The sequence below is a fragment of the Halonotius sp. GCM10025705 genome (assembly GCF_042662885.1).
Classification (GTDB): domain Archaea; phylum Halobacteriota; class Halobacteria; order Halobacteriales; family Haloferacaceae; genus Halonotius; species Halonotius aquaticus.
The window spans coordinates 770,516-791,394 of sequence record NZ_JBHSZD010000001.1 but is presented as its reverse complement, the minus strand read 5'-3'; the positions used below and the strand labels follow the sequence as shown (position 1 = coordinate 791,394).

At 56.9% G+C, this 20,879-nt stretch carries 22 protein-coding genes, 1 tRNA gene and 3 pseudogenes; 5 read left to right on the top strand and 21 right to left on the bottom strand.

The genetic code is table 11. The features are described 5' to 3' along the window. Positions 1-11: 11 nt before the first annotated feature. The 7 genes and pseudogenes from ACFQJB_RS04530 to ACFQJB_RS04500 form a co-directional block, all read right to left on the bottom strand. A complete protein-coding gene (locus tag ACFQJB_RS04530) occupies positions 12-773 on the bottom strand; it encodes a proteasome assembly chaperone family protein (RefSeq protein WP_379724442.1) in 762 nt (253 codons plus the stop codon). Between the two features lie 4 nt (positions 774-777). Continuing rightward, positions 778-960 carry an RNA-protein complex protein Nop10 gene (locus tag ACFQJB_RS04525; protein ID WP_379724438.1) on the bottom strand — a complete coding sequence of 61 codons (183 nt, stop codon included), beginning with the start codon at positions 958-960 and terminating at the stop codon, positions 778-780. A 20-nt stretch (positions 961-980) separates the two neighbouring features. Continuing rightward, a complete protein-coding gene (locus ACFQJB_RS04520) occupies positions 981-1,781 on the bottom strand; it encodes a translation initiation factor IF-2 subunit alpha (RefSeq protein ID WP_379724435.1) in 801 nt (266 codons plus the stop codon). A gap of 12 nt (positions 1,782-1,793) precedes the next feature. After that, positions 1,794-1,967 carry a 30S ribosomal protein S27e gene (locus ACFQJB_RS04515; protein WP_120082595.1) on the bottom strand — a complete coding sequence of 58 codons (174 nt, stop codon included), beginning with the start codon at positions 1,965-1,967 and terminating at the stop codon, positions 1,794-1,796. Positions 1,968-1,969: 2 nt separating this feature from the next. Further along, positions 1,970-2,254, bottom strand: coding sequence for a 50S ribosomal protein L44e (locus tag ACFQJB_RS04510; RefSeq protein ID WP_120082597.1), 285 nt, complete (start codon positions 2,252-2,254; stop codon positions 1,970-1,972). 93 nt (positions 2,255-2,347) lie between these two features. Continuing rightward, positions 2,348-2,857 (bottom strand): annotated as a pseudogene (locus ACFQJB_RS04505) (hypothetical protein). Then, positions 2,854-3,441 carry a DUF7437 domain-containing protein gene (locus ACFQJB_RS04500; RefSeq protein WP_379724432.1) on the bottom strand — a complete coding sequence of 196 codons (588 nt, stop codon included), beginning with the start codon at positions 3,439-3,441 and terminating at the stop codon, positions 2,854-2,856. Before ACFQJB_RS04500 ends, ACFQJB_RS04505 begins: the two are co-directional and overlap by 4 nt. 245 nt (positions 3,442-3,686) lie before the next feature. Between ACFQJB_RS04500 and ACFQJB_RS04495 the strand changes: the two genes are divergently transcribed. Together ACFQJB_RS04495 and ACFQJB_RS04490 are read left to right on the top strand one after the other, a co-directional pair. Further along, positions 3,687-3,932: a glutaredoxin family protein gene (locus ACFQJB_RS04495; RefSeq protein WP_379724429.1), complete on the top strand. Its 246-nt coding sequence runs from the start codon at positions 3,687-3,689 to the stop codon at positions 3,930-3,932. A gap of 1,366 nt (positions 3,933-5,298) precedes the next feature. Then, positions 5,299-5,472, top strand: a complete 174-nt coding sequence (locus tag ACFQJB_RS04490) for a hypothetical protein (RefSeq protein ID WP_379724426.1) — start codon at positions 5,299-5,301, stop codon at positions 5,470-5,472. A 155-nt stretch (positions 5,473-5,627) separates the two neighbouring features. Here the strand turns inward: ACFQJB_RS04490 and ACFQJB_RS04485 are convergent, their stop codons facing one another. The 3 genes from ACFQJB_RS04485 to ACFQJB_RS04475 all read right to left on the bottom strand — a co-directional run bounded on the left by ACFQJB_RS04485 (position 5,628) and on the right by ACFQJB_RS04475 (position 8,018). After that, positions 5,628-6,557: a DUF4573 domain-containing protein gene (locus ACFQJB_RS04485; RefSeq protein ID WP_379724423.1), complete on the bottom strand. Its 930-nt coding sequence runs from the start codon at positions 6,555-6,557 to the stop codon at positions 5,628-5,630. A gap of 132 nt (positions 6,558-6,689) precedes the next feature. Further along, positions 6,690-7,286: a hypothetical protein gene (locus ACFQJB_RS04480; RefSeq protein ID WP_379724420.1), complete on the bottom strand. Its 597-nt coding sequence runs from the start codon at positions 7,284-7,286 to the stop codon at positions 6,690-6,692. Positions 7,287-7,826: 540 nt separating this feature from the next. Beyond that, positions 7,827-8,018 (bottom strand): hypothetical protein, encoded by a 192-nt coding sequence (locus ACFQJB_RS04475; RefSeq protein WP_379724418.1) that lies wholly within the window; start codon positions 8,016-8,018, stop codon positions 7,827-7,829. A gap of 573 nt (positions 8,019-8,591) precedes the next feature. On the opposite strand from ACFQJB_RS04475, the gene ACFQJB_RS04470 reads away from it, so the two are divergent. After that, positions 8,592-10,034 carry a hypothetical protein gene (locus ACFQJB_RS04470; RefSeq protein WP_379724415.1) on the top strand — a complete coding sequence of 481 codons (1,443 nt, stop codon included), beginning with the start codon at positions 8,592-8,594 and terminating at the stop codon, positions 10,032-10,034. A 497-nt stretch (positions 10,035-10,531) separates the two neighbouring features. On the opposite strand, the gene ACFQJB_RS04465 is transcribed toward ACFQJB_RS04470, so the two are convergent. After that, a complete protein-coding gene (locus tag ACFQJB_RS04465; RefSeq protein WP_379724412.1) occupies positions 10,532-10,774 on the bottom strand; it encodes a hypothetical protein in 243 nt (80 codons plus the stop codon). Between the two features lie 167 nt (positions 10,775-10,941). Here ACFQJB_RS04465 and ACFQJB_RS04460 point away from each other — a divergent pair, with 167 nt between their 5' ends. After that, positions 10,942-11,475 carry an SWIM zinc finger family protein gene (locus ACFQJB_RS04460; protein WP_379724409.1) on the top strand — a complete coding sequence of 178 codons (534 nt, stop codon included), beginning with the start codon at positions 10,942-10,944 and terminating at the stop codon, positions 11,473-11,475. 134 nt (positions 11,476-11,609) lie between these two features. On the opposite strand, the gene ACFQJB_RS04455 is transcribed toward ACFQJB_RS04460, so the two are convergent. The 9 genes and pseudogenes from ACFQJB_RS04455 to ACFQJB_RS04415 all read right to left on the bottom strand — a co-directional run bounded on the left by ACFQJB_RS04455 (position 11,610) and on the right by ACFQJB_RS04415 (position 18,608). Next, positions 11,610-12,776, bottom strand: a complete 1,167-nt coding sequence (locus ACFQJB_RS04455) for a tyrosine-type recombinase/integrase (protein ID WP_379724406.1) — start codon at positions 12,774-12,776, stop codon at positions 11,610-11,612. A 133-nt stretch (positions 12,777-12,909) separates the two neighbouring features. Further along, positions 12,910-12,980, bottom strand: a tRNA-Gly gene (locus ACFQJB_RS04450). 25 nt (positions 12,981-13,005) lie between these two features. Further along, on the bottom strand, positions 13,006-14,064 hold the full coding sequence (locus ACFQJB_RS04445) for an NAD(P)/FAD-dependent oxidoreductase (protein ID WP_379724403.1): 1,059 nt from the start codon (positions 14,062-14,064) through the stop codon (positions 13,006-13,008). A gap of 55 nt (positions 14,065-14,119) precedes the next feature. Then, a pseudogene (locus tag ACFQJB_RS04440) lies at positions 14,120-14,850 on the bottom strand (class I SAM-dependent methyltransferase). Between the two features lie 71 nt (positions 14,851-14,921). Beyond that, positions 14,922-16,327, bottom strand: a pseudogene (locus ACFQJB_RS04435) (carotenoid oxygenase family protein). 79 nt (positions 16,328-16,406) lie between these two features. Further along, positions 16,407-17,066, bottom strand: coding sequence for a cytochrome c biogenesis CcdA family protein (locus ACFQJB_RS04430; protein ID WP_379724400.1), 660 nt, complete (start codon positions 17,064-17,066; stop codon positions 16,407-16,409). Then, positions 17,063-17,590, bottom strand: a complete 528-nt coding sequence (locus ACFQJB_RS04425) for a TlpA family protein disulfide reductase (protein ID WP_379724397.1) — start codon at positions 17,588-17,590, stop codon at positions 17,063-17,065. The genes ACFQJB_RS04430 and ACFQJB_RS04425 overlap by 4 nt, the downstream gene beginning before the upstream one ends. Before the next feature lie 197 nt (positions 17,591-17,787). Continuing rightward, entirely contained in the window at positions 17,788-18,372 is a 585-nt protein-coding gene (locus ACFQJB_RS04420; protein WP_379724394.1) for a thermonuclease family protein, read from the bottom strand. A 47-nt stretch (positions 18,373-18,419) separates the two neighbouring features. Continuing rightward, positions 18,420-18,608, bottom strand: a complete 189-nt coding sequence (locus ACFQJB_RS04415) for a PLDc N-terminal domain-containing protein (RefSeq protein ID WP_120103106.1) — start codon at positions 18,606-18,608, stop codon at positions 18,420-18,422. Positions 18,609-18,793: 185 nt separating this feature from the next. Between ACFQJB_RS04415 and ACFQJB_RS04410 the strand changes: the two genes are divergently transcribed. Then, the gene (locus ACFQJB_RS04410; RefSeq protein ID WP_379724391.1) at positions 18,794-19,420 is read left to right on the top strand and encodes an RNA 2'-phosphotransferase; all 627 of its coding nucleotides are present in this window, start codon (positions 18,794-18,796) and stop codon (positions 19,418-19,420) included. A gap of 36 nt (positions 19,421-19,456) precedes the next feature. On the opposite strand, the gene ACFQJB_RS04405 is transcribed toward ACFQJB_RS04410, so the two are convergent. Next, entirely contained in the window at positions 19,457-20,848 is a 1,392-nt protein-coding gene (locus tag ACFQJB_RS04405) for a hemolysin family protein (RefSeq protein WP_379724388.1), read from the bottom strand. Positions 20,849-20,879: the final 31 nt, after the last annotated feature.

The window sequence follows — 20,879 nt, the reverse complement described above, 5'->3', positions numbered from 1 at the left end:
ACAGCCGCGGTTCAACCGATGTATCGCAGTTCTTCGTCGGGGATCGCCTGCTGTTGGGACTGCATCTCCTGGATCTTGCCGACGACCTCTTCCATCTCCTCGGCGCGATCCTCCAAGGAGCTGAAATCGACCTCGAAATCAAGCACCGTTTCGAGCACTTCAAGCACGGCCTGCGCGCTCTTGGGGTCGACGAGATAGCCGCTCGTTTCACCCATCAGACAGGCTGCATCGAGACCGCGTCGCTTGCCCAGTCCAAGGATTAAGCCACTGACGCCGACGATGCCGCCCTCCGGCTCATCGGGGCGGAACTCGACGCCGGCGTCTTCGAGTGTCGCTTTCTGCTCGGCACCACTGACCGCCCCAAGGACGGTGTACTCCTCGATGAGTTCGCCGGTCGGAACGCCGCCGAGTGCGTAAGCCGTCTCGACGCCCAACGATTCCGCTGCATCGAGGAAGGCGGTGGTCAGCCGGTAGTGGCCGTCGTTGGTGGCCGCCTGGTGGTCGCCGGTCAACACGACGAGATCAGGGCCGTCGCCCTCGGTTGTGACGGCGTGGAGCTCAGCGCAGGTGAGGTCAGCGACCCCCTCGTCGTTGACGGTGACCTGCGGGGGAACTCGTCGGCGTAGACCTGCCGCACCAGCTCGCTGTCGAGCTTCCTCGACGAGGTGTTCCGCCGCGAGCTTCCCGACATGGCCGACGCCCGGCAGTCCTTCGATCAACACCGGATCGCGGAGATCAGGCTCCGCAAGCGAGTTGATCTCGATTTCGTCCATGGCCCTATTCGCGGTCGCTTCGCTTAAGAGCCCGTCGGTACTCGCCGTAGGGATCCTCCGGGCTAAATGGCGCGGGCGCGGTGTTTGCGGTGGGGCTGCCGCACTCGGGGCAGGTGTCGCCGAGGCTGTAGACCGGCCGCTCGTGTTCGGTCTCCCACACGCTACAAACACGAATGTCAGATTTCATGAAAAAGCAGGAGAACGCGGTTATTCGTCGTCTTCGCGTCGCTCGCGGTGGTACTCGCCTTCGCCGCCAACGGCCTCGATGGCTTCGGTGGCGCGGTCGGCGCTCGCCTCAAGCTCGGATTCGGCGGTCTTGTAGTCGGGGGCCTGTACCTTGATGCGGTACTCCGGCGCGCCGACGTAGGTGACTTCGAGTTCGACCTCCGGCGGTACCTCGCCGTTGCCCTCCGCCGCCTGCAGGGCCTCTTTCACGTCATCGACACCGTCGGGGCTTGGACAGCGGAGGTCGACATAGCCCGTGACGGTGACGTAGGGCACCGAGACGTTTTCGCGGGCGGTCTGAACGATCGCCTCAACGTGTTCCTCGCCGAGATCAGTGTCGTCGAGGGCCTCGATGCCGTGGATCGCTGCCTGCTCGAAGGCCTCGTACAGCGAGTCATATTCGGCCAAGAGGCCGTTGACGACAGTACTGTAGGTGTCGTCGTCGACATCCTCACCGAGGGCGAGTTCCATCCAGTTGTCGGCCTTCTGTTGGTTTTTCCAGGCTTGGATGGTGTCTTTGCGCTGGTGTTCGTTGACATCCTTGATCGAGAGATCGATCTGCTGAGAGCTCTCGTCGACATCCAACACCTTGGCGACGACGGTCTGGCCCTCTTGGACGTGATCGCGGACGTTTTTGATCCAGCCACTGGCGACCTCGCTGATGTGGGCCAGCCCGCGTTTGTCCTCGTACTCATCTAGATCGACGAACACGCCGAAGTCGGCGATCTCGTCGACCTCGCCGACGACAAGGTCACCGACTTCAGGGTAGCCACTGTACTTCATAGGTCGCGGGGCCTACCGTGCCTCGACGGTTTCGCCGACCTCGTGGTCGATATCGGCCTTGCCGCCGGTCGGCGTTGCCAGCGTGGTGCCGCAGACCGCACAGTTGACGACCGTGGCGGTCTTCTCGAAGACGATCTGTTCGTTGCCGCAGTCGCTGCATTCGACGGTGACAAAGTTGCCTGCCATACTTACTCCTGGAAGGTGAGTCGGCCGGCGCGCCATCCCTCACGGATGTGGGCGGTGCCACAGTCGCTGCAGCGGTAGGTGAGGTTGGTTTTCTTCGTTGGCTTGTCGCCACCGGGCACCTTCGAGAACTTCCCGGCGTTGCCGATCGTCGAGGTCTGCCGGTCGCGCTGGCGGTCTTGCACCTTCTTCATTCCGGTGGAGCGACCCGAGCGAACCTTCTCGACTTCGTGTTCGTGGTGAGCATCACAGTGCGGACAGTATGTATTCATCCGGCGTGGCATTTCCATGGTATAATCTCCTTGGCGTCGCTTTGCCGTGAGTATATAAAACGCGTTTGGTTCGCGGACGGAGGACGCTGCCGTGAGAACGCTGCCGATCAGTTATGTATCACCTGTCAGTAGATCGTCGATGAACCGAAAGCCGTTCACGAATGTCACCGAGTCGCCGTACCCCTCATCGGCGAGCACCGTTTCGGCCCCATCGCCGGCCGCGATATCGGTCGTGTAGATGTACACCGCCGTTACTTGTCCCGTGCTGAGTTACTGGGCCGCCAGCGCGGCGAGTGCCGCATCGGCTTGCTCGACGTTGTCGGCCGGTCGGTCGTCGACACTGGCGATGTATCGCTGGACACCGTCCATGACGCGAGAGACGATTGGCTCCGAGAACGGAAGCGGAGCTGCAACCTGCACCCAGCCCGCTTCAATTGCGGTGTCGACGGGTGGATTCTCAACAGCGGGCTGGTCGGTTGTCAACTCCTCGTAGACACGATCCGGAACCACGAACGTGAGATCGTTGCGGCGAGCGAACCGGCGGACAGCCTGATAGCGACTGTTCGACGGCTGTCCCATTGCGACGAACAACCCGGTGTCAGCGATATGCAGGCTACTCACGCGTCGCTGGCAGTATCTGCCGGGTCAATGTCGTCGAGCGAGCCGCCGGACGCATCAATGGCATACTGTTCAATCACGACCGGGCGCAGTGCTTGGAGGATTAGTTCCGCAGCAAGCGGCGAGATATCGAGATCGTCGGCCATCAGCCGGTGGGTCGTTTCGCCGCGCTCACGGGAAACGGCATACGTCAGCGCCGTCGCAAGGCCGGCGACGCCGTGGCGGTCGATGTAGGTGTCGATGTCGTCGTCGGTCTCGCGGCGGCCGACAGCGTCGATGAGTGCCGGCGTGATCGTGTACTCGCCCGCGGCCGTCGTCACGGTGAGGTCGATCTCGCGGGCCATATACCGCCGGGGTTGTTCGTCGTGCGTGATCTCGACAACGCCGGCGTCGACGAGCCGATTGACGTAGCTGTAGGCCGTCCCCTGCGAGAGATTGAGAGCCACCATTGCCTCTTTGACTGTCGCGGCACCCTCGCGGTCGAAATACGCGTAGAGCCGCGCCAACTGCGGCTCGTCGAGTAAATCCGCCACCGAGAGGAAATCACGAACGATGTCGCCGTCAGTGGGAGTTGCGGGTTGTGACACTGTTGGATCTTAATTACAGATTACAGCAAAACAGCAAAAAGTGTTCTGATACCCCGGTCTGCAAGGGTTCAATTCCGAACTGCAGCCCTGAAATCGGCGAAGCGAATGTAGACGTGCCCAGCTACCGGTTCAACAGACGGTTCAAACTACAGCCAGACTTTGAACTGAGTTTGAGCACTCTTCGTGTCGATTCCGATCGCTTGTTGAAAAATCACTATCCGACCACCAGCCGCAGCCTCATCTGCATGTCAGCATTCACCCTCTACGACCGACCGGATTGTCCGTACTCGAAACGTGTGCGCCGCGTGCTTGACGTACTTGAGGTTGACCACGAGGAGGTCATCGTCCCGGAATCAAAGCCCGACCGCGACGATCTTGAATCGATCACGGGCCAACGTGGCGTGCCAGTGCTCGTCAGTGACGACCTCCCGGAGGGCTATTTAGACGACAGCTCCGAGATCTCGACGTACCTCAAAGAACATTACAACTGACGACACGCACAGCGGTGACAACAAATTAGGTGGGACATAACGAGAGCGATGGCCGCCAGTCGCTCCACAGCGACTTTTTTCACAGGCGGTAGTGACCACCAGTCAGATCGAAGCGACTCACTCACAGAGCAAGAGAGTCACTCCGTTAGGGATCGGTCTGCATACGCGAGCAGGAGGGTCAGTACAACCATGCCTGCTAACATGAGATAGATTGCGGCACTATATAGCGGAGAGTGGTCACCGATCTGCGTAGCAAAGCCGATTCCGGCCAGCGGCATCACTCCCAGTGCGATCGCATACCGTGCGTTTCGAAACCAATGCATCAGGCTGTTGTCGAGAAGCGTGGGGTATCAGACTTTGGCCTCACGCTATTCGAAAACCCACGGGATGAGTAGCGTGTGGGTCAGCACGAAAACACCAGGTGGAGTGGGTGGCCACCGAACGGTGGCACAGTGGGACGACAGGGGAACCGATCGCGTCAGCGGCGACGCCGCTGGGAACGACGCCGGTAGATGGTACCGCTCGTCGCCCGCAGACTGCTGTACCGCGAGCCGCTGTCGGTGGTTGCCCGGAAGCGCTTGTACCGACCGGTTTCGATACGTGATCGTTTCGTTTCAGCTACTTTTCTTGCCATCATTGCAGTAGATAACACGGTATATACATACATTTGTTTGTCTAAAGCGGCAAACTCTGAGTTACCACCGTATTTCCTGCAAACAAAATAATGAACAACTCGGATAAGAGTAAATTCATTCATTCACGCGGCGGGCTAGCCGCGGAAAGGCTTACAAAGCTGAACTGTCACAAATTTTCATGCGTATGTGCATGTGATTGGCAGAAATAAGATATTTCCTAACATATTTTGGCATCAATTTGGGTATCCTTGTGACTAATTGGCGGGATTTCTCTTGATAGCCTCAGTCACCGTAATGAAAACACTCTCTCGCGGTGTTGTTCGCCGCAGGAATGTGCCGGCCGGGATTTGAACCAAACCCAGACGTGCTCGTTCACTTCGTTCGCTGTGCGCGACTGGTAGGATTCACATCCGGCGTGTTACAGATGGCCTCAGACGAGGTGCGAGCGACCGCCGCGTCGCTCGCAGTGTTGTCCTCAACAGTATGTGCCGGCCGGGATTTGAACCCGGGCCATGAGCTTGGAAGGCTCCAATTCTACCAATCACCGCACCACACCCGATTGGTAGCAATAATTGCCTACTTTCGCCACCTCGCAACTCCGTATGGACACAACGTAGAGAGATCGTTTTAAAGTATTGGTTCGGTTACGACCATGTGATTAGAAAATCCCGTCACAACGTCTAATTTTCACCAACAAAAATACTGATATTATCTCTACGTAACAGTATAATATGGACACTGTTGATCTCACTGTTCGGCAGTTAGCTTTCCTGCGGGACGAGATGTTCCACGTTGAGAACAACCAAGGGCGGCACTCAAGTGAACGGAAGATGGCTGAGAACATTCGGGAACAGAGTGACGATCTCCTTGAGATGGAATGCGATGAGGTGGTGAGAAGTCGTTGACCGTGGGCCATTCGAAGGACATGATCGCTGTAGGGTACATGTCTTACGAAGTGATGGACAAGCACTACGACAAGGCGACGAAGAACGAACAGATGGACGTGGTGAAGATTATGTTAAAGACATATAAATAATGTGAACTGTTCTTCCAACAACGGTTATTCTTTGTCGTACTCGTTGTGGTTGGACTTTTGATAGTATGCGATAGCCAATAGGTTCCCTAACATGTACGCCGCCGCTGCTTGTTTCAGGGGCAAAAACCGAGGAAGACCACCGATGAGTCCGCTGGCTACGAAGAGTAGATATTTATTGTCAATTCTCTCACCGACTATTTGTAATCCTTTATAAGTGCGCTGAAATGCAAGCTGAAAATGAAATCGGTAGTAAAACTGTTCAATCTCTACATCAAGTCTTTGTTTTGTCTCAGAATCAGTAGAAGTAATATTATTAGTTTTGTTTGTCGTATTTAATGCATGACCAATAGAATCCAAACCCAAGTCTGACTGATCAAATATATCTACCTCACCCAATGGATCAAAGGGATCATACGTATCAGATTCGCCCAACGGTTCAAATGTTTCTGAAGTATCTACTCCGCTCAATGAACCAATAGTATCTGACATATATGATTTACCTAACGGATCAAAAGCACTTGAAGAATCTACTCCATCTAACGGATCAAAAGCACTCGAAGAAACTCCACCTAATGGATCAAAAGTATCAGAGATATGCAATTCATCTTTTGGATCAAAAGCACTCGAAGAAACTCCACCTAATGGATCAAAAGAATCTACTCCATCTAACGGATCAAAAGTATCAGAGATATTTAATTTATCTTTTCGATCATAAGCACTCGAAGAAACTCCATCTAACGGATCAAAAGAATCTACTCCATCTAACGGATCAAAAGAATCTACTCCATCTAACGGATCAAAAGAATCTACTCCATCTAACGGATCAAAAGAATCTACTCCATCTAACGGATCAAAAGAATCTACTCCATCTAACGGATCAAAAGAATCTACTTCGCCTAATGTGTCGGCGGTTTTAAACAAACCCGAGTTCTCTTTGGAGGAATCGTCAGACATTTTGTGCATATAAGAGTTATAATAAAAAAAGTGTTATGCCATATCACTTACTCACAAGAATTTTCTCCGAATAAGATGACTTTTGATCACTCTCACGGAGTGGATGAATAACTCCTTACAGATTCAAGACACTTAGATCGATTGTTTAATCTCGTCTGATAAAGCGGCCATTGACAGATATAAAAAGAGTAATCCAATTCCCAACGAAGGGAGTAGCATTATTTCTAAAATCCGGTTGACGAACCAGAGCAAAGCACCGCCAACAGAGAAACCCCTTGAGAGCAAGAAATTGAGTATTAGCACCTGAAGTTCTACAAAACCAAAGAAAGAGAGAGATAGAAAAATCATAGAGATACAATGATAGTAGTATGATTTTGGCTGAAACCATCCAGTACCACGTTGATTCAGTACTTGACCATACTCATCTATTTCGAGTATAGGTAGAATGAGCGAGAATATTCCTAATATGAGAGAGCCAATTATTGCAGCCAAATCACTCGTAGCCACATCTTTCACGATCACGATCCCGAGGAGCAAGAGTGATATGTTCGATAAATGGATTATTGGGAATCTCCCGAGTGGTGGCAAGAATACAAATAAAAATGGGAAAGAGGCGCGTTGCTCTTGCACTGTAGATCTCAAACTAACACTATCTCTTAGGAAGGAACATAGTGCAGTCACAACGGCTAATAGAAGAGGTATAAATAGAGCAACTGCTTCGCTAACCATCTTATTCGTAATCTCGGGTGAAGACTGAAAATCATTACGAGTGTGTCATTAACGACTACCCATACCTTTCTTATACGAATTCTGCCGGAGATGAAGTGGAATATAATTTCGCAGTATTTTTTGCATCTGTCTTAATTAAGTATTAAAGGCGAGTTTATATTCTTGAACTCTCTGTTTCAATGGCAGATTTGATTCACTGGAAATCCGTTCTCTTTCGCTCAACCATAGTGGGCCGCGATGAGTCGGTGTAGACAGAGATCTCCGAGATAATCGCCACGTATTTACGTGTGCGACACCTTATATACAGTAGGAAGAAGACGTTTTCTCGTCCTCGTTTTAATCCGCTAAACAGCCGTACACACTGAGTTTAGCTGTTGTTACGGTGTTCTCGCTTTTTGCGCGTCAGAGCGGGTCGATATGGTATCTGTATGACAGAGTGAGTTGCATCTCTGTCTCGTGTAGCAAAGACTGAGAGAACCCATTCTTCCGTATTAACTTATGAAATCCGACACAACTGATTCTGACTGTAGTACCGGGAGTTCATCGCGCGTCCGATGTGCCGAAGATCCGCGCCGAGAACGTCACGAGAAGGAAACGGCCCTGCACCTCGAAGGTGACAGCACTCGTTTTTCCGTTACCTCGTTCAAGCGGGTCATCTACAAGAAATTGCTTCAGCGGCCCAACTTCCATATCAAGTTTCTCCATGTGCTTGATGACGACATGGAGGAACACACCGTGGACTGCCTCGATGAGGCCGTGGAGAAATCACTGACCATCATCGGTGTGACCGGTCAGCTTCCGGTTGGGTCTATACACATAGGGGTACCACGTAACACGAATAGCCCTGCCCGTATCGTGAAGTAATCAACCAGTAGGGAGAGTACTCATACTCATCCAGAGTACCAACTGTCTCTCTCCCTTCTCTACTACTTACCTATACCACTCACTTCCACTATGTTATGGTGCAAGGATCGCATGACACCAGTGGGGTAATGGAAGCGAACAACCTCCTCCCTATTTAAAAGAATCATTGAGCTTTCACCGCCCTCAGTACCCAATCCGGTAGTATCGATCCGGTGAGATGCGTCCTTCTCACCTGAACCAGTTCTGATGCCGACCACAATGAGTACCACCACAAATAACGACACTTCGACCAGCACCGCAACCACATCCATCCCCGCCCATTGGAATCATATTCCCTGCATACAGTATGGGTTTCCGGAGGGGCCGACACGCGCTCCGAAGCTACGATCAATCTTCGAGCCGATCCCCGATGACGCCGCAACTGCAAGCCCGATATATCGTTTGACGCGAGAGCAGTACGAGCGGCAAGATGATTTCGAGAGTGGCTATGAGGTCAAAGGCTATACCTCGATAGCAACGGAACTCCAAGACGAGTGCGAGGCCAACGATAGCGTTCTCTACCCCATTCATATCGAGAGCGACGCGTACCACGAAGAAGGCGCGGCCACCCTCATCAGGTGGTTCGAGGAGTTCGTAGAAGATTATCTCGGCGTTCCATTCCACTCCTGTACGCTGTACTTTTCGGGGAACCGCTCGATTCACGTTCATGTTCCTCGCTTCATTTCGGGAGAAGACCAACGGGAATACCTCAAGGAGCTGGCTGAGACATTTAACGTCGAGAAGACTGCAGACTTGGACTGTGGCTTGTACTCCTCGAAGCGCATGTTTCGTCTCCCCGGGGTTGAACACGCGAAGACCGGCCTGCAAAAGGTGGAGATCGAGCCTGAATGGAGTGAAGATCGTATCTTCCGCGAAGCGAACGGAACTACTTCGAAGAGGCCTGACTCCTACCAAGCGTTGATTCGCCGCGTGTTCGCCACACAGTCATCGCTGAAGATCGATTCACCAGACACAAATCTTTGTCCACCTTTCGATCTGTTCCAGATCCTCGATGGCGAGAAGGCGGTGCTGAAATTTGAGTCCGGCAAGCGAAACATCGAGACGCCACTTATCGAGCAGACTGAGTACCCTGAAAATCCGCCAGAATCAATCACATGGCTACAGTACAACGCCAAAGAGTTCTCACCGTATGCGCGGGCCGACGGGAACGGGCGAAGTGTCGCAGTCGTGAAGGCAGAAGGTGGAACCTTCGCTCGTGAAAACGTGCGGGATGGTGCGGCACTGGTTCCCGCGTACTTCTACGGAGCGCGAAGTTGTGCTGGCGAGGAGTTCACGAAAGCCGACGAACACGCACCACTCCAACTGTCGGCCCGCGATTTCGAGAAGTGGGACTATGAGGCTGGTGACAACGTGGTTGTTATCGGCGGTCAAAGCCGGAACTCCCGTATTTTCAGCGTTGATTCGTGGCAAGCAACTGTCATTGGTCACGCTCTGACAGGCGAAGATGCGAGCCGGGAAGCCGCGCTTGACTACTTGGAGAGCGAAGGGTATGATGTTGGAAGTGCTGGTAGCAGTGGGGGAACCACGAATTCAGTGACAGCAGGATCGAACACAACGTCCGATTATGTTGCTGGCGTACAGACAGCCAACTCTGAGGCGGCCAAATTCCAACAGCGGGCTGAACGCGACGGGATAGATACGCTGAGCCATGATGAACGCTGGCGGGTTGCCTGTCGATTGCTCAAATTCGGATGGGAGCAGGCTTGGGAATGGTTCAAGACGCAGTTCGGGACTGATTTCGATGCGGAAATCACTCGGGAACAGTTCCGGAGCATCATCAAAGCGTTCCCCGAAGACTACGATCATGTCCAACCACCTCAGTAGTGACTGCCGTTCCTGTCCAGTCTCTATCCGTAACTACAACAGTAGTCCTTGACCACTTCACCACACAACTTCACCTACTTACCTTTACCACTCACCTTCCACTATGTTATGGTGCAAGAATCGAAAGATGGCATAGAGGGAATGGTGTTGAGCTGATGAATGGTATATAAAAGAAATATCCGTCTCTCGTGAGCCTCAGAACAATTTTCTCCCGTTCCGGCGGTTGTGCCTCATATTTTTTAGGACTCTCTCAGCGGTTTGCGAAAGCCGAGAAAACTGGTGTCTGGAGGGTAACGATCCTCGCTTCATGCTCTCCGTTTCACCATCTCTCTACCGCCCAAAATCAGGCAGTACAACGTACCTCGAATACGACAGATTGGATCTCCAAGCGAGATATTTCTCAGTCGGAGTTACTATTGATATGCCCATGCGGTTCCGTTGATGTTCCAACCGTGGGCACTGAATACACCGTAGTGGAACGCGATGAGTCGGCAGTCTCAGGCTGATTCCTCATCACTGTGGAGCCACCACACGGTATTACGGCCGCCGATCTTTTTGCTGTCCAGCCGCCCCTCATCACGTAAGGATACGAGGCGGTTAAGCACAGACCGGCGTTCCAGTGCTACCTGTTCGGCTACCTCTGCAGTGGAAAGTACGGGGTCACTTGTATCGCGGAAAACATTCAATAGTTCCTCATCAGTCACCTTTGGTTTCGGCCCCGGCTTTGAATTTTCTCCCATACGGGATGATACTACTCTGCTCACAAAATAGTTCCCTCTAAGGCATAGACTTAAGTTAATGCCTTCTAAGGTAGTAATACGAAGGTCGTCATCCCTCGGGGCGTTGTGGTTCGGAAAACGCCCGGTGCGCCAACACCGGACGATGGCCTTCTTGGAGCAGAAAGCCAATGGAAGATACACAGACACCGGCTGATAAGACTGCTGTTGATGAATTGAATTTCGGCGCGAAGACAGCGAAGCGCGTCGGATGGGAACAGTTCGAGTTCGCTATCGAATCACCGCACCTTGTTCGAGTGACGAACGCAAGTTACGGGTACGAAAAGGACGATCATAGTTACCTCGTTGGTGTCGAAGATCGTGGCGGTCTTCTCGTACCTGCGGAGTGTGATTGTCCGGCCGACAAGTACAACGAGGAATACGACTGCAAGCACAAGGTGGCTCTCGCAACCATCGGAGGCTCTGTCGTTATGGAGGCGGCTGTCGAGCAGTCAACCCCCACAATGGAAGCGGGAGAACACACATCCACAACGCTCGCAGAACGGATGCGACCGGACGGTGGTGTGATCGTCGAGGAAGATCGCGGTGACGACACCCGCCTCATCGAATCCCAGATGAGTGATTGCCCGAACGATGAGAAGTTCTGTTCGGGGCCTAACGGAGATTCACTGCCATGTTTCGCGTGCTTCAGTACAACGGAATAGTGTGGGGAGTAATCGCGTCCGTGCTGTGGTTGGCGGCTAAATGAGCCGAAGGCAATCAGCAACACTACACTTTACAATGGCGTGACCTACGCCCGCCAATTGAGTAAGTGCTGATCTCTCAGTTTATACCGTAGTTACCAGTGTGCGTCGTTGCCTCCGGTGTCTTTCTCCCCGTCGCGCTGGTATTTCTCAGTAGTGCGAAGCGATGAGTGCCGCATTTGGGTCTTTGCTTTGGATAGCCCTTCCTTGTCAACCCAAAAACTCGCCGATCCGTGGCGGAACGAGTAGAAGGAGAGGTTTCGGTTTCGATCAGAAACCTCGGCAAGCTCCATCAGCTTATCGAGTATCCGATTGAGTGAGCGGGCTTGGTATTTGTTGCCGTATTTTGTGAGCCAGCAACCCTCCTCATCGCGGTACTTCTCGTATTTCTTGCGCTCGTTAATCCAATTGGAGATCGCGTTAACTGACTTTGCAGATAGTTCGCAGTGCCAATGCTCTTTGTTTTTCGTTGCTTCATCAGCGGGAATGACCATCATGCCCCGGTCGGTGTCGAACCAATCAACCGTCGCCCGGCCAATTTCTATCGGGCGAAGCCCGGTATCGCAAGTCACTGCGATCATACTCGGGATTTTCCACGATGAGGAGTTGTTGAAGACCTCGGGCGTGATTTTGTCCTTCGGGATACCTCGGCGTGCCGAGATCAGATTTTTCAGTCGCTCACGTTCTTGCTCGCTCAGGCTTTCCGAGTAGATGTGGGGGAACGAGTAATGGTCAAGGGCGGCCTCGTAGATCGCGCTCATCTCACGAGGGTAGAATTTGTCCTTGATGTGATCGTTGGAGCCATCCGTCTTTTCGATGGGTAGATTGTGTTCCCATTCCTCGATGCTCTCCCCGCGCTCGTTACGGAAGAACTTGAACAGTCGCCGAATGCACTTCTCCATTGTGTAAACGTAGCGACCGGGGTGGTTGGTGTACCGAATCATAAACTCGATCAATTCGGTAGCGTCATCAGGCGTAAACTCAGTTGTGTACTCGTCGTTTTGATCCCACTTCCAGCGGTAGGCTTCGTCCACTTTGTAGTGGGTGTGCTTGACTGTGGTTGCGGCGTACCCTTTGTGCTTGTAGGTGTTTTTGCCCTCGGTCTGTAACCACTCCATGAATTGTTGCTTGAACTTCTCGTAGTCGCTCGCCATCATCGCGCCCCACTGCTCAAGTTCTGTTCGCGTGTTTTCGGCTACGGGAGGGCAGGGAAGTTCAACGGAACTGTTCGCTGGCTGTTGTGGTTGGTCGGTTATATCCATATTGAGCCTGTCATTTTCGTGAATCGCAGTACGGCGCGGCGTCTCAGGTTCGCGGTTACGTCCTGAGTGCTAATACGATTGATTCACTGTTTTTGGAGTTGGAAAATAGCGAAAACAGGCAGTAGAGCCGATATGTGCCGGCCGGGATTTGAACCCGGGCCATGAGCTTGGAAGGCTCAGGTCCTACCACTAGACCACCGGCACGCACCACCCACTTTCCGATGGGCCATTAATACCTTACCGATTCAGCGTCGTCAGTCGTCGCCAAACGCCTCGGCGGCGTCCCGAATATCGGGGAGACCCCGGGCACCTCGGTCTCGCCGACCGGCCCCTCAGCTTCGAGCTCATCCAGCGACTTGGGGAAGGTTCGCAGTTCCTTGTGGATCGCCAACCCGGCTTTGGCTCCTTTCCCCATCGCAACCGGTACCTGATTGTGACCCTGCGTGATGTCGCCAACCGCGTAGACGCCGTCGGCGGTCGTCGCCCCGTGGTCGTCGACGATGACCGTCCCGTCGTCGTTGAGCTCACAGCCGAGATCGGTCGCCAATCCGGTGTTGTAATCCGACCCATACATGGCGAATCCGCCGCGGTACTCTCGGGTGGTGCCATCCTCGAAGGTGAAGCTTTCGAGCCAACCGTCGTCGCCGCGCGTCAGGCTCTCAATGTCCTCGTGGATCACATCAACCGGGTGGCCATCGACGAGCTGCTGGGTTTCCTCGCTCCATTCGATCTCGTCGCCCCGCGTCAAGATATCAACCTCGTCGGTGAAGTTGAGCATGATCATCGCCACGTGGGCCGTCGCCTCGCCGGTGCCCATCACGTACACCGATTCGTCGATAAACATGTAGGCGTCACAGTGCAGACAGTAATGCAGCCCCTTGCCGGTTCGCGGCAGCGGCGGCTCAGGTCGCTCATCTGAAAAGCCCATCCCGAGCACGACGCGGTCAGCCACAACATCGGTACTGTTGCCACTGAGATGGAACCGGCCGTTATCGTCGCGTTCGATCTCGGTCACTAGATCGCGAACGACGTCGCCACCGTAGTTTTGTACCTGTTCGGTGGCGGTCTGCAGAAACTCGTTGCCCGAGATCTCCTCGGGAACCCCGATGACGTTGTGCGTATCTAGCATCATCGCCGCCCGGCCGCCGCCGCGGTCGATGACAACCGTGTCGTGGCTCAATCGCGTCGTGTACAGCGCGGCCGAGAGCCCGGCTGGCCCGCCCCCGATCACCGCAACCTCATACTCGTCGGCCTCGGCTTCAGGATCGACACCGTCCGTTGTACTCATGTATACCCATCTTGTACCCCCAGTCATATAACTCCGCACCAGTCGTGCGACCAGCCTACAATACCGATTCAACAGGCCAGTCCGGTGTCGCGTCGCCGTCGGTGGTTGTCACGATCGCATAACAGTTCCCACTAGAGACGGTCACTGTGAGGGGCTCGATCGCGTCGACGGCGTTCAGCGCCGCCCGAAACGCGTCGGGACCGTAGATATGATAGTAGCGATCGACTGTCTCGCCGCCGGGCAGCGTCCACTCGACCGTCGTGTCAAAACTCCTCTCGGCGTCAAAGCGGTCATGGGCAGTGCTCCATGCTGAGACGAGCGCGAGGCCCCCGGACGCAACAGGCGACCGAGTTCAGCGAGGCTCTGTCGGCGGGTCGCCTCCGGTCGGAGGTGATGCAGCGTGGCAACATAGACAATCTGGTCGAACGTCGCGTCGGCAAAGGGCAGCGTGGCCGCGTCACCTTGCACGAGCCCGGCAGCAAATCCGTGATCACGTTGGCGTGTCGCCGCCGTCGACAGCAGCCCGCGGCTCACATCGACACCGATGGCATCGGCACCGTGCTCGGCCAGGAGTTCGGTGTGGCGACCGTTGCCACAGCCGAGATCAAGTGCGCGACCAAGCCCCTCGTTGTCGGCGATCGTCGTCACGAACGACTCAACCTCGGGCCATGCGTAGGCTCGCGTCGATGCGAAGTGGTCGGCGATGCGGTCGTAGACAGCCTGAACGCTCCCGGCCGCGCGATCGGGGGTGTCGGCTGGTGGCGACGATTCCGGCTCCTCGCTCATACGTGTGATTCTGCGACCGCGAATAAAACCATCTTGCATCCGCGGATGATGTCGACTGTCGAGAGCGACAGCTATTCGTCGGGAAAGAACCGGCCGTGAAAGCCGAATGGTTCGACGTGCGGCAGAGCGACCCGCGCCTGCAGCGTGAGCGTCTCACCGTCAAAGACGAGCAGACTGGTCTGTTCTCGCGGCACATCGAGTGCGGTCGCCACCACGACACCGTCGTCGACCCCGTCGCCGCTGGGGCGTTGTATCGGGATCGGCTCTTCAAGATACACCGACTCCTCCCACCACTCTTGTGCCGTGCCATCGTCGCAGTCGACTTTCACCAGCCCGGTGGCCCCATCGCGGTCGGTGGCTTGGCCGTAGGCGTAGCGGTGGCGACGACCGACTGTGCCCCGCGGGACACGCGGCAGTTCCATCCCGCCAGTATACAGCCGTGTCCGATCGATGTCGTCGGTCGCTGGATCGATCCGGTATCGCAGAAGCCGGCCATCCGGCACGTCGGGGAACCCCTCGCCGTCGAGTTCGGCCATCGAGAGCGCGCCGACGATGTCGCTGTCGGGAAACTCAATGAGATCAAGGACGATCTCGTCGCCGTCCCGGAAGGCGTTGACGTGATGGAAACAGAACGTCGCCTCGAAGGTTGGCTCGGCCGCCACCTCGCCACTCTCGCGGTCGACAACGAGCAGCCGGGTCGGCTGCTCAGGTTCCCACCCCAACATGTCGATCGCGCCCTCCGAAAACGGATTCAATGCTCGCCACACCGATAGCGTGAGCGGTGATTCGACCAGCAGGACGTGGCGGTCGGTCACACTGCAGTCGTGGATGTACGCTGGGCCGCGAGCGTCGATCGAGGTGATCAGCTCCCGCCGCCGGCTGTCGCGTGGAATCCGGTAGAGATGATACTGCGGTTGGATGCCAAACTGGGTCGCAAAGCCGATCAGCTCCTCGTGGTGGGGGTCGTCAACGAGATGGGCCGCGGTGATGTGCTCCGTGAGGTCGTCGTCAAAAGTGAACTCGCCGCGGGTGGCAAGGGTTTCGGGATCGAACGCAACCCGGCGCGGGGCCTCGGTGAGCGCGACATACTCGTCGTCGATCTGGGCGACATGAACGTTGGCGTTGTCGGTTGGCTCCGGCAGGCCAAACGATCGGAGTGTATCGAGCACGCGTCGCCAGCCGCGGGTGTCGGTGCCGAACTGGCCGGTCAGTCGGCCGGCCTCGGCGTCGGCATATGCGTCGCTGCGGAGGAACCGATTCGAGTATCGTACCCCGCCATCGTCGAAGGCATAGCGACGCAGCATCGCAGGCCGTCAAACCAGTGGTTGACGCGCTCCTCGCCGACACGGAAGCGACCGGGCCCGTTGCGGATGAGCGTTCCCGAGAGCCACGCCGGGATCGTCCCCTCAACGGGCGGACGGTAGTCGTCGTACTCGGTCGTGGCTGACTGAAAGCCGAGTGGGGTCGATTCGGCCACACCGCCTGTTCGGCGGGCCAGCGATATCAACCCTTGGCGAGTCCGCTGCTCCACGCAGCGACGACGCGCTCACCACGGCTTACACCACAGCAAGGACGACGATCGACAGATACAGTTGGCCGATCCCGGCAGCGATCATCACCACAGCCGCCCCGCGTTTGAGCCAGCCGGTGTAGCGGCCGGCTGCCCGCCACGACTCGATGCCCGCGCTGGTGAGCAGTGTCACACCGACAAGCGGGGCAGCGAGCCCGACAGCATACCCACCGAGGACGACCCCCGCCTGGAAGTCTGGCAGTATGAGTGCCTGGGAGATGACGCCGAAAAACACCGGCACGACACAGCCGGCGGCCGCAACCGCATAGACGGCCCCAAATCCTGCAAACCCGAGCAGCGAGTCAGGACGAGCGGGTAACTCGATCGGTTGGCTCGGTGTCACACCGAACAGGATCACAACACCGAACACGACTAACGCGACCCCAGCCAGCGGTTCGAACAGCGGCAACACAGTCGTCACCTGTTGGCCGACACGCAAGGCGAGCCCGCCGATCACGCCGACCGCAAGCAGCGCGCCAGCGGCCGCCGCGATCGCCGACACGATCGCCGGTGTCGACTCGTCGCTGTTGTGGACGTAGTAGCCCACGTAACCCGGCAGCAGCGGAAACGCACACGGCGAAAAGAAGGTCGTCACACCAGCCCCGCCGGCGAAGGCCAGCGTGCCGAGAAACGCCGACTGTGTCATGTCGACTCCGAAATCGCGGCAAGCTGTGTCCGCAGCGATGCCACATCGAACTGCCCGCTGTCCGTCCACTGAATCGCCCCGGTTGCGTCGACGACAGCGAGCGACGGGATGCTGCTGGCACCGATCGCCTCCAATATCGCACCGTCTCGATCGATCCCGACCGGCCACGCCCCGCCGTGGGTGTTCCACCACCGTCGCAGTTCATCCGTCGGCGTGCCGCGCCCGATGAGTTCGTTCGTCACAGAAACAAAGGCGACAGCCTCGTCAAATTCGGCGTGGAGCTCCGCCAGCTTCGGGAACTGCTCCTTGCAGGGATCACACCAGGTCGCAAAACAGTCGATCAGGGTCGGTGCGTCGGCGACCGGCAGCGTGGTTTCGCCGGCTGTCGACCCCGTGGCGTCGATTGTCTCGACGGTGATCGGAAACTCGTCTCCACGGCTGGTGTCGTTGCCGCGAACGACCCAGAGGCTCCCACCGGTGAGTCCGATGCCAGCAAGCCCAGTCAACACCTGTCGTCGATTCATGGATGCTCTGGTGTGGGAGACGAATCAGCGACGCGCTCGCCTTACCGTACAATCGCCTCCTACGGGCAGCGACTCAAAGAGTGATCTGGTGGGGTTCTCGAAGCAGTCAGTGGCAACACAGCCACAGCGGCGTTGGCGACAGCGCGCGAATAGTCATCATGGAGCTTCAGGAACAACACAGTCCCGCCGCTGACAACTTATTCGAAGTCCCAGAGCCCAATCCGTTCTTGCTGTGCGGTGGCTTCGGTCGTCGCAAACGAATCTCGAAGCCGGAACTCACTCTCGTAGAGCCGTGCGTAGCCGCCTGACAGCAGCAGCGAATTAAAATTCTCGCCGTCAACATAGATGTAGGCCAGTAGGCGACCGTAGCCGCCACGCCGATCCGACTCAGGGTCGACGACGAGCCGGACTTCCGTGCCGGCCAGCTTTCGCTCAGCGAACTCGGTTGCGTTCCCACCCCACGAAACGAGGTGGTCTCGGCCGGCTTCGGTGTCAGGAATCCCCTCGAACTCCGTCGGCGAAACCGTGTTTGGTGGCGTTTCCGGCGTGTCGACGCCAAGGAGCCGAACCGTCTCGGTCGTGCCATTTGCGTAGCGAATCTCAACGGTGTCGCCGTCGATGACGCGGGTAACCGTGACGTTCCATGAGGGCCCCTCGGCGGTCGCAACAGGCTCGGTCGTCGGCTCGGCATCCGGCGTCGGCAGCGGGGCGATCCCGCTACAGCCGGCGAGAGCGACCACGGCGATGATGGCAAGGATAGAGACAACGCGGCGATGCTGCATATCGGACGCTCGGCCGGCAGCGACAAGAAACGAGTGGTAGCCGATGGTCAGTTCCGACCGAGCAGGAGGTACAACACGAGCCCCAACAGCGGGGCAAGAAAGACAACAACCGCCCACAGGAACGCCGGCTGTTCGCTGTTGTCGTTCGCGTCGGAGTACGTCCAGATGATCATTGCAACGTGGACTGCGAGAAACAGCAGCGACATCAACAGTCCGAGGATAGCGATGGAGGGCATGACAGCCATATCTGCGATGTGTCGAATCAAATGTGTTGTGATTTTTCTCCCAGCAAGACCGCCGGTGGCGGTTCGTCACCCGTTTCGTGCTGGGTGGCCTCGGTTCCGTCAATGTAGCTTGGTCGCGGTGTCGGGGGCGAAACGTCCATGGGTCGCCGTCGACTACGGGAGAAGCACCACCCGAGATGAGCGACATTACCGCCTGTGACGCCCATGGCTACTTCGACGCCGAGACGTGTCCCGCCTGCGGAGCGACCGGAACCCACGTCCTCGATGGATCGACTCGACAACGGGTATCGAAATTCCTCAGTGGCGCGTTGCGGCATTTCCCTGACGATGCCGGTCTCGATCTCGACGACGCTGGCTGGACTTCGCTCAACACTATCGTCGACCGCGCCAGCGAGAAGTACGGCATCGACCGCGAGGCGGTCATCGGGATCATTCAAACCGACCCAAAGGGTCGCTTCGAGGTCGACGACGACCGGGTGCGGGCAGCCTACGGCCACTCGATCACCGTCGACCTGGATGCTGGCGGTACACCGGTTCCAGACACACTGTACCACGGCACCTCACCAGACGCGCTGGCATCGATCCGCGAATCGGGCCTCAAACCGATGAATCGACAGTACGTCCACCTCAGCGACTCGGTCGGCGACGCGCACGACGTCGGGAGCCGGCATGCGGCCGATCCTGTGATCCTCCGAATCGACGCCGCGGCGATGCAAGCTGATGCCCACACGATCACGAAACGCGGGCGGGCCGTCTATACGACAGCCCACGTCCCGCCGGCGTATCTCTCACAGATCGAATAGGCACAATCGCTCGCTGTCGACTGACGGCAGCGTCGATTACGATGACGCTGTGGTGTCGTCGGTTGCGTCGGTGTCGTCGTCAGCATCGCCGTCTGTGTCAGTGTCTGCGTCACCGTCATCAGTCTCAACCGGCGTGAGTCGCACCTGTTTGATGCGAGCGCCGTCGATCTCCGTCACCTCGATCCGGTAGCCACCCGCCGTGACCGTCTCGCCAACGCTGGGCGAACCGCCGAGCCGACCGAGGGTGAGGCCGCCCATCGTCCCGTAGCTCGTCTCGAAGTCCGCATCAAGCGCGTCGCTTGCCTGCTGGACTGAACACGCGCCGTCAACGAGATAACCGCCGTCATCCTCGCGAATCGTGGGTTCCGGCGTCCGGGCGTCGAAGGCGTCTTGAAGGTCGCCAACAACAATCTCGATCATATCCTCGACGGTGACGATCCCCTCCAGCGTCCCCCACTCATCGATGACGACCGCGAGTTGGTGGTGTTCGTCCTGCAGCAGCGACAGGAGATCGGCAATCGGCATCGTTTCCGGCACCAGCGGGAGGTCGCGGGCCATCTCGCCGGCCGTGAGCTCGTTGGTGTCCTCGGCTGTCGCCTCCAAGAGATCCTTCGTGTCGATGTAGCCGACGACCGTCTCCTCGTCGTCGGTGTCGTCGATGACCGGATAGCGGGTGTGGCCGTGGTCGATCACCAGCGAGCGCGCGTCCGCAAATGACAGCTCGGCTGGGACGGTGACGACGTTCGGACGTGGTACCATCACATCGCGGGCGGTGATATCGTCGAGTTCGAACACGCGTTCGATCATTTCGACCTCCTCGCCGCCGACGGTTCCGGCACTACCGGCGCGGGCGAGTACCATCCGAATCTCCTCCTCGGAGAGTGTTTCCTCAGTTTCGGAGGCCGGCGGGACACCCAACAGCCCGGTGAACCAGTTGGCCGCACCGTTGAAGACGACCAGTCCGGGGTAGAACACGTAGTAGAAGAGCTTCATCGGCGGCGCGATCAGGAGCGCGATCTTTTCGGCTTCGGCGATCGCGAACGTCTTCGGAGCCAACTCACCGAAGACGACGTGGAGGAACGTGACGACGCTGAACCCGATCCCGACGGAAACGAGATGCAGCGTGCCCGCCGGCAACACCGGTGCCAAAACGGGTTCGAGCAGCGCGGCGACCGCAGGCTCACCGATCCACCCCAGGCTGAGGGACGCGACGGTGATTCCCAACTGCGTTGCCGCGAGGTAGTCATCGAGGTTGCCGACCGCTTCTTGAAGCGTTCCTGCGCCTGGCCGTCCTTCGTCGACCATTTGGTCGACTGACGTCGAGCGAATACGGACGAGTGCGAACTCAGAGGCAACGAAAAAGCCGTTGAGCCCGACCAAGAACAGTGCCGCAACAAGTCGGCCCACCGACAACGCGAGGGTGGTCATTCTGTGCCTCCGGCTGCGCCGCGACGGGCTA

Bases quoted from the DNA above. Each gene is read 5' to 3' on its own strand.
- ACFQJB_RS04480 (WP_379724420.1), bottom strand. From the start codon at position 7,286: ATGGTTAGCGAAGCAGTTGCTCTATTTATACCTCTTCTATTAGCCGTT.
- ACFQJB_RS04495 (WP_379724429.1), top strand. From the start codon at position 3,687: ATGTCAGCATTCACCCTCTACGACCGACCGGATTGTCCGTACTCGAAA.
- ACFQJB_RS04420 (WP_379724394.1), bottom strand. From the start codon at position 18,372: ATGCAGCATCGCCGCGTTGTCTCTATCCTTGCCATCATCGCCGTGGTC.
- ACFQJB_RS04415 (WP_120103106.1), bottom strand. From the start codon at position 18,608: ATGCCCTCCATCGCTATCCTCGGACTGTTGATGTCGCTGCTGTTTCTC.
- ACFQJB_RS04510 (WP_120082597.1), bottom strand. From the start codon at position 2,254: ATGGAAATGCCACGCCGGATGAATACATACTGTCCGCACTGTGATGCT.
- ACFQJB_RS04430 (WP_379724400.1), bottom strand. From the start codon at position 17,066: ATGACACAGTCGGCGTTTCTCGGCACGCTGGCCTTCGCCGGCGGGGCT.
- ACFQJB_RS04445 (WP_379724403.1), bottom strand. From the start codon at position 14,064: ATGAGTACAACGGACGGTGTCGATCCTGAAGCCGAGGCCGACGAGTAT.
- ACFQJB_RS04515 (WP_120082595.1), bottom strand. From the start codon at position 1,967: ATGGCAGGCAACTTTGTCACCGTCGAATGCAGCGACTGCGGCAACGAA.
- ACFQJB_RS04465 (WP_379724412.1), bottom strand. From the start codon at position 10,774: ATGGGAGAAAATTCAAAGCCGGGGCCGAAACCAAAGGTGACTGATGAG.
- ACFQJB_RS04485 (WP_379724423.1), bottom strand. From the start codon at position 6,557: ATGTCTGACGATTCCTCCAAAGAGAACTCGGGTTTGTTTAAAACCGCC.
- ACFQJB_RS04405 (WP_379724388.1), bottom strand. From the start codon at position 20,848: ATGACCACCCTCGCGTTGTCGGTGGGCCGACTTGTTGCGGCACTGTTC.
- ACFQJB_RS04460 (WP_379724409.1), top strand. From the start codon at position 10,942: ATGGAAGATACACAGACACCGGCTGATAAGACTGCTGTTGATGAATTG.
- ACFQJB_RS04520 (WP_379724435.1), bottom strand. From the start codon at position 1,781: ATGAAGTACAGTGGCTACCCTGAAGTCGGTGACCTTGTCGTCGGCGAG.
- ACFQJB_RS04455 (WP_379724406.1), bottom strand. From the start codon at position 12,776: ATGGATATAACCGACCAACCACAACAGCCAGCGAACAGTTCCGTTGAA.
- ACFQJB_RS04425 (WP_379724397.1), bottom strand. From the start codon at position 17,590: ATGAATCGACGACAGGTGTTGACTGGGCTTGCTGGCATCGGACTCACC.
- ACFQJB_RS04490 (WP_379724426.1), top strand. From the start codon at position 5,299: ATGGACACTGTTGATCTCACTGTTCGGCAGTTAGCTTTCCTGCGGGAC.
- ACFQJB_RS04530 (WP_379724442.1), bottom strand. From the start codon at position 773: ATGGACGAAATCGAGATCAACTCGCTTGCGGAGCCTGATCTCCGCGAT.
- ACFQJB_RS04410 (WP_379724391.1), top strand. From the start codon at position 18,794: ATGAGCGACATTACCGCCTGTGACGCCCATGGCTACTTCGACGCCGAG.
- ACFQJB_RS04525 (WP_379724438.1), bottom strand. From the start codon at position 960: ATGAAATCTGACATTCGTGTTTGTAGCGTGTGGGAGACCGAACACGAG.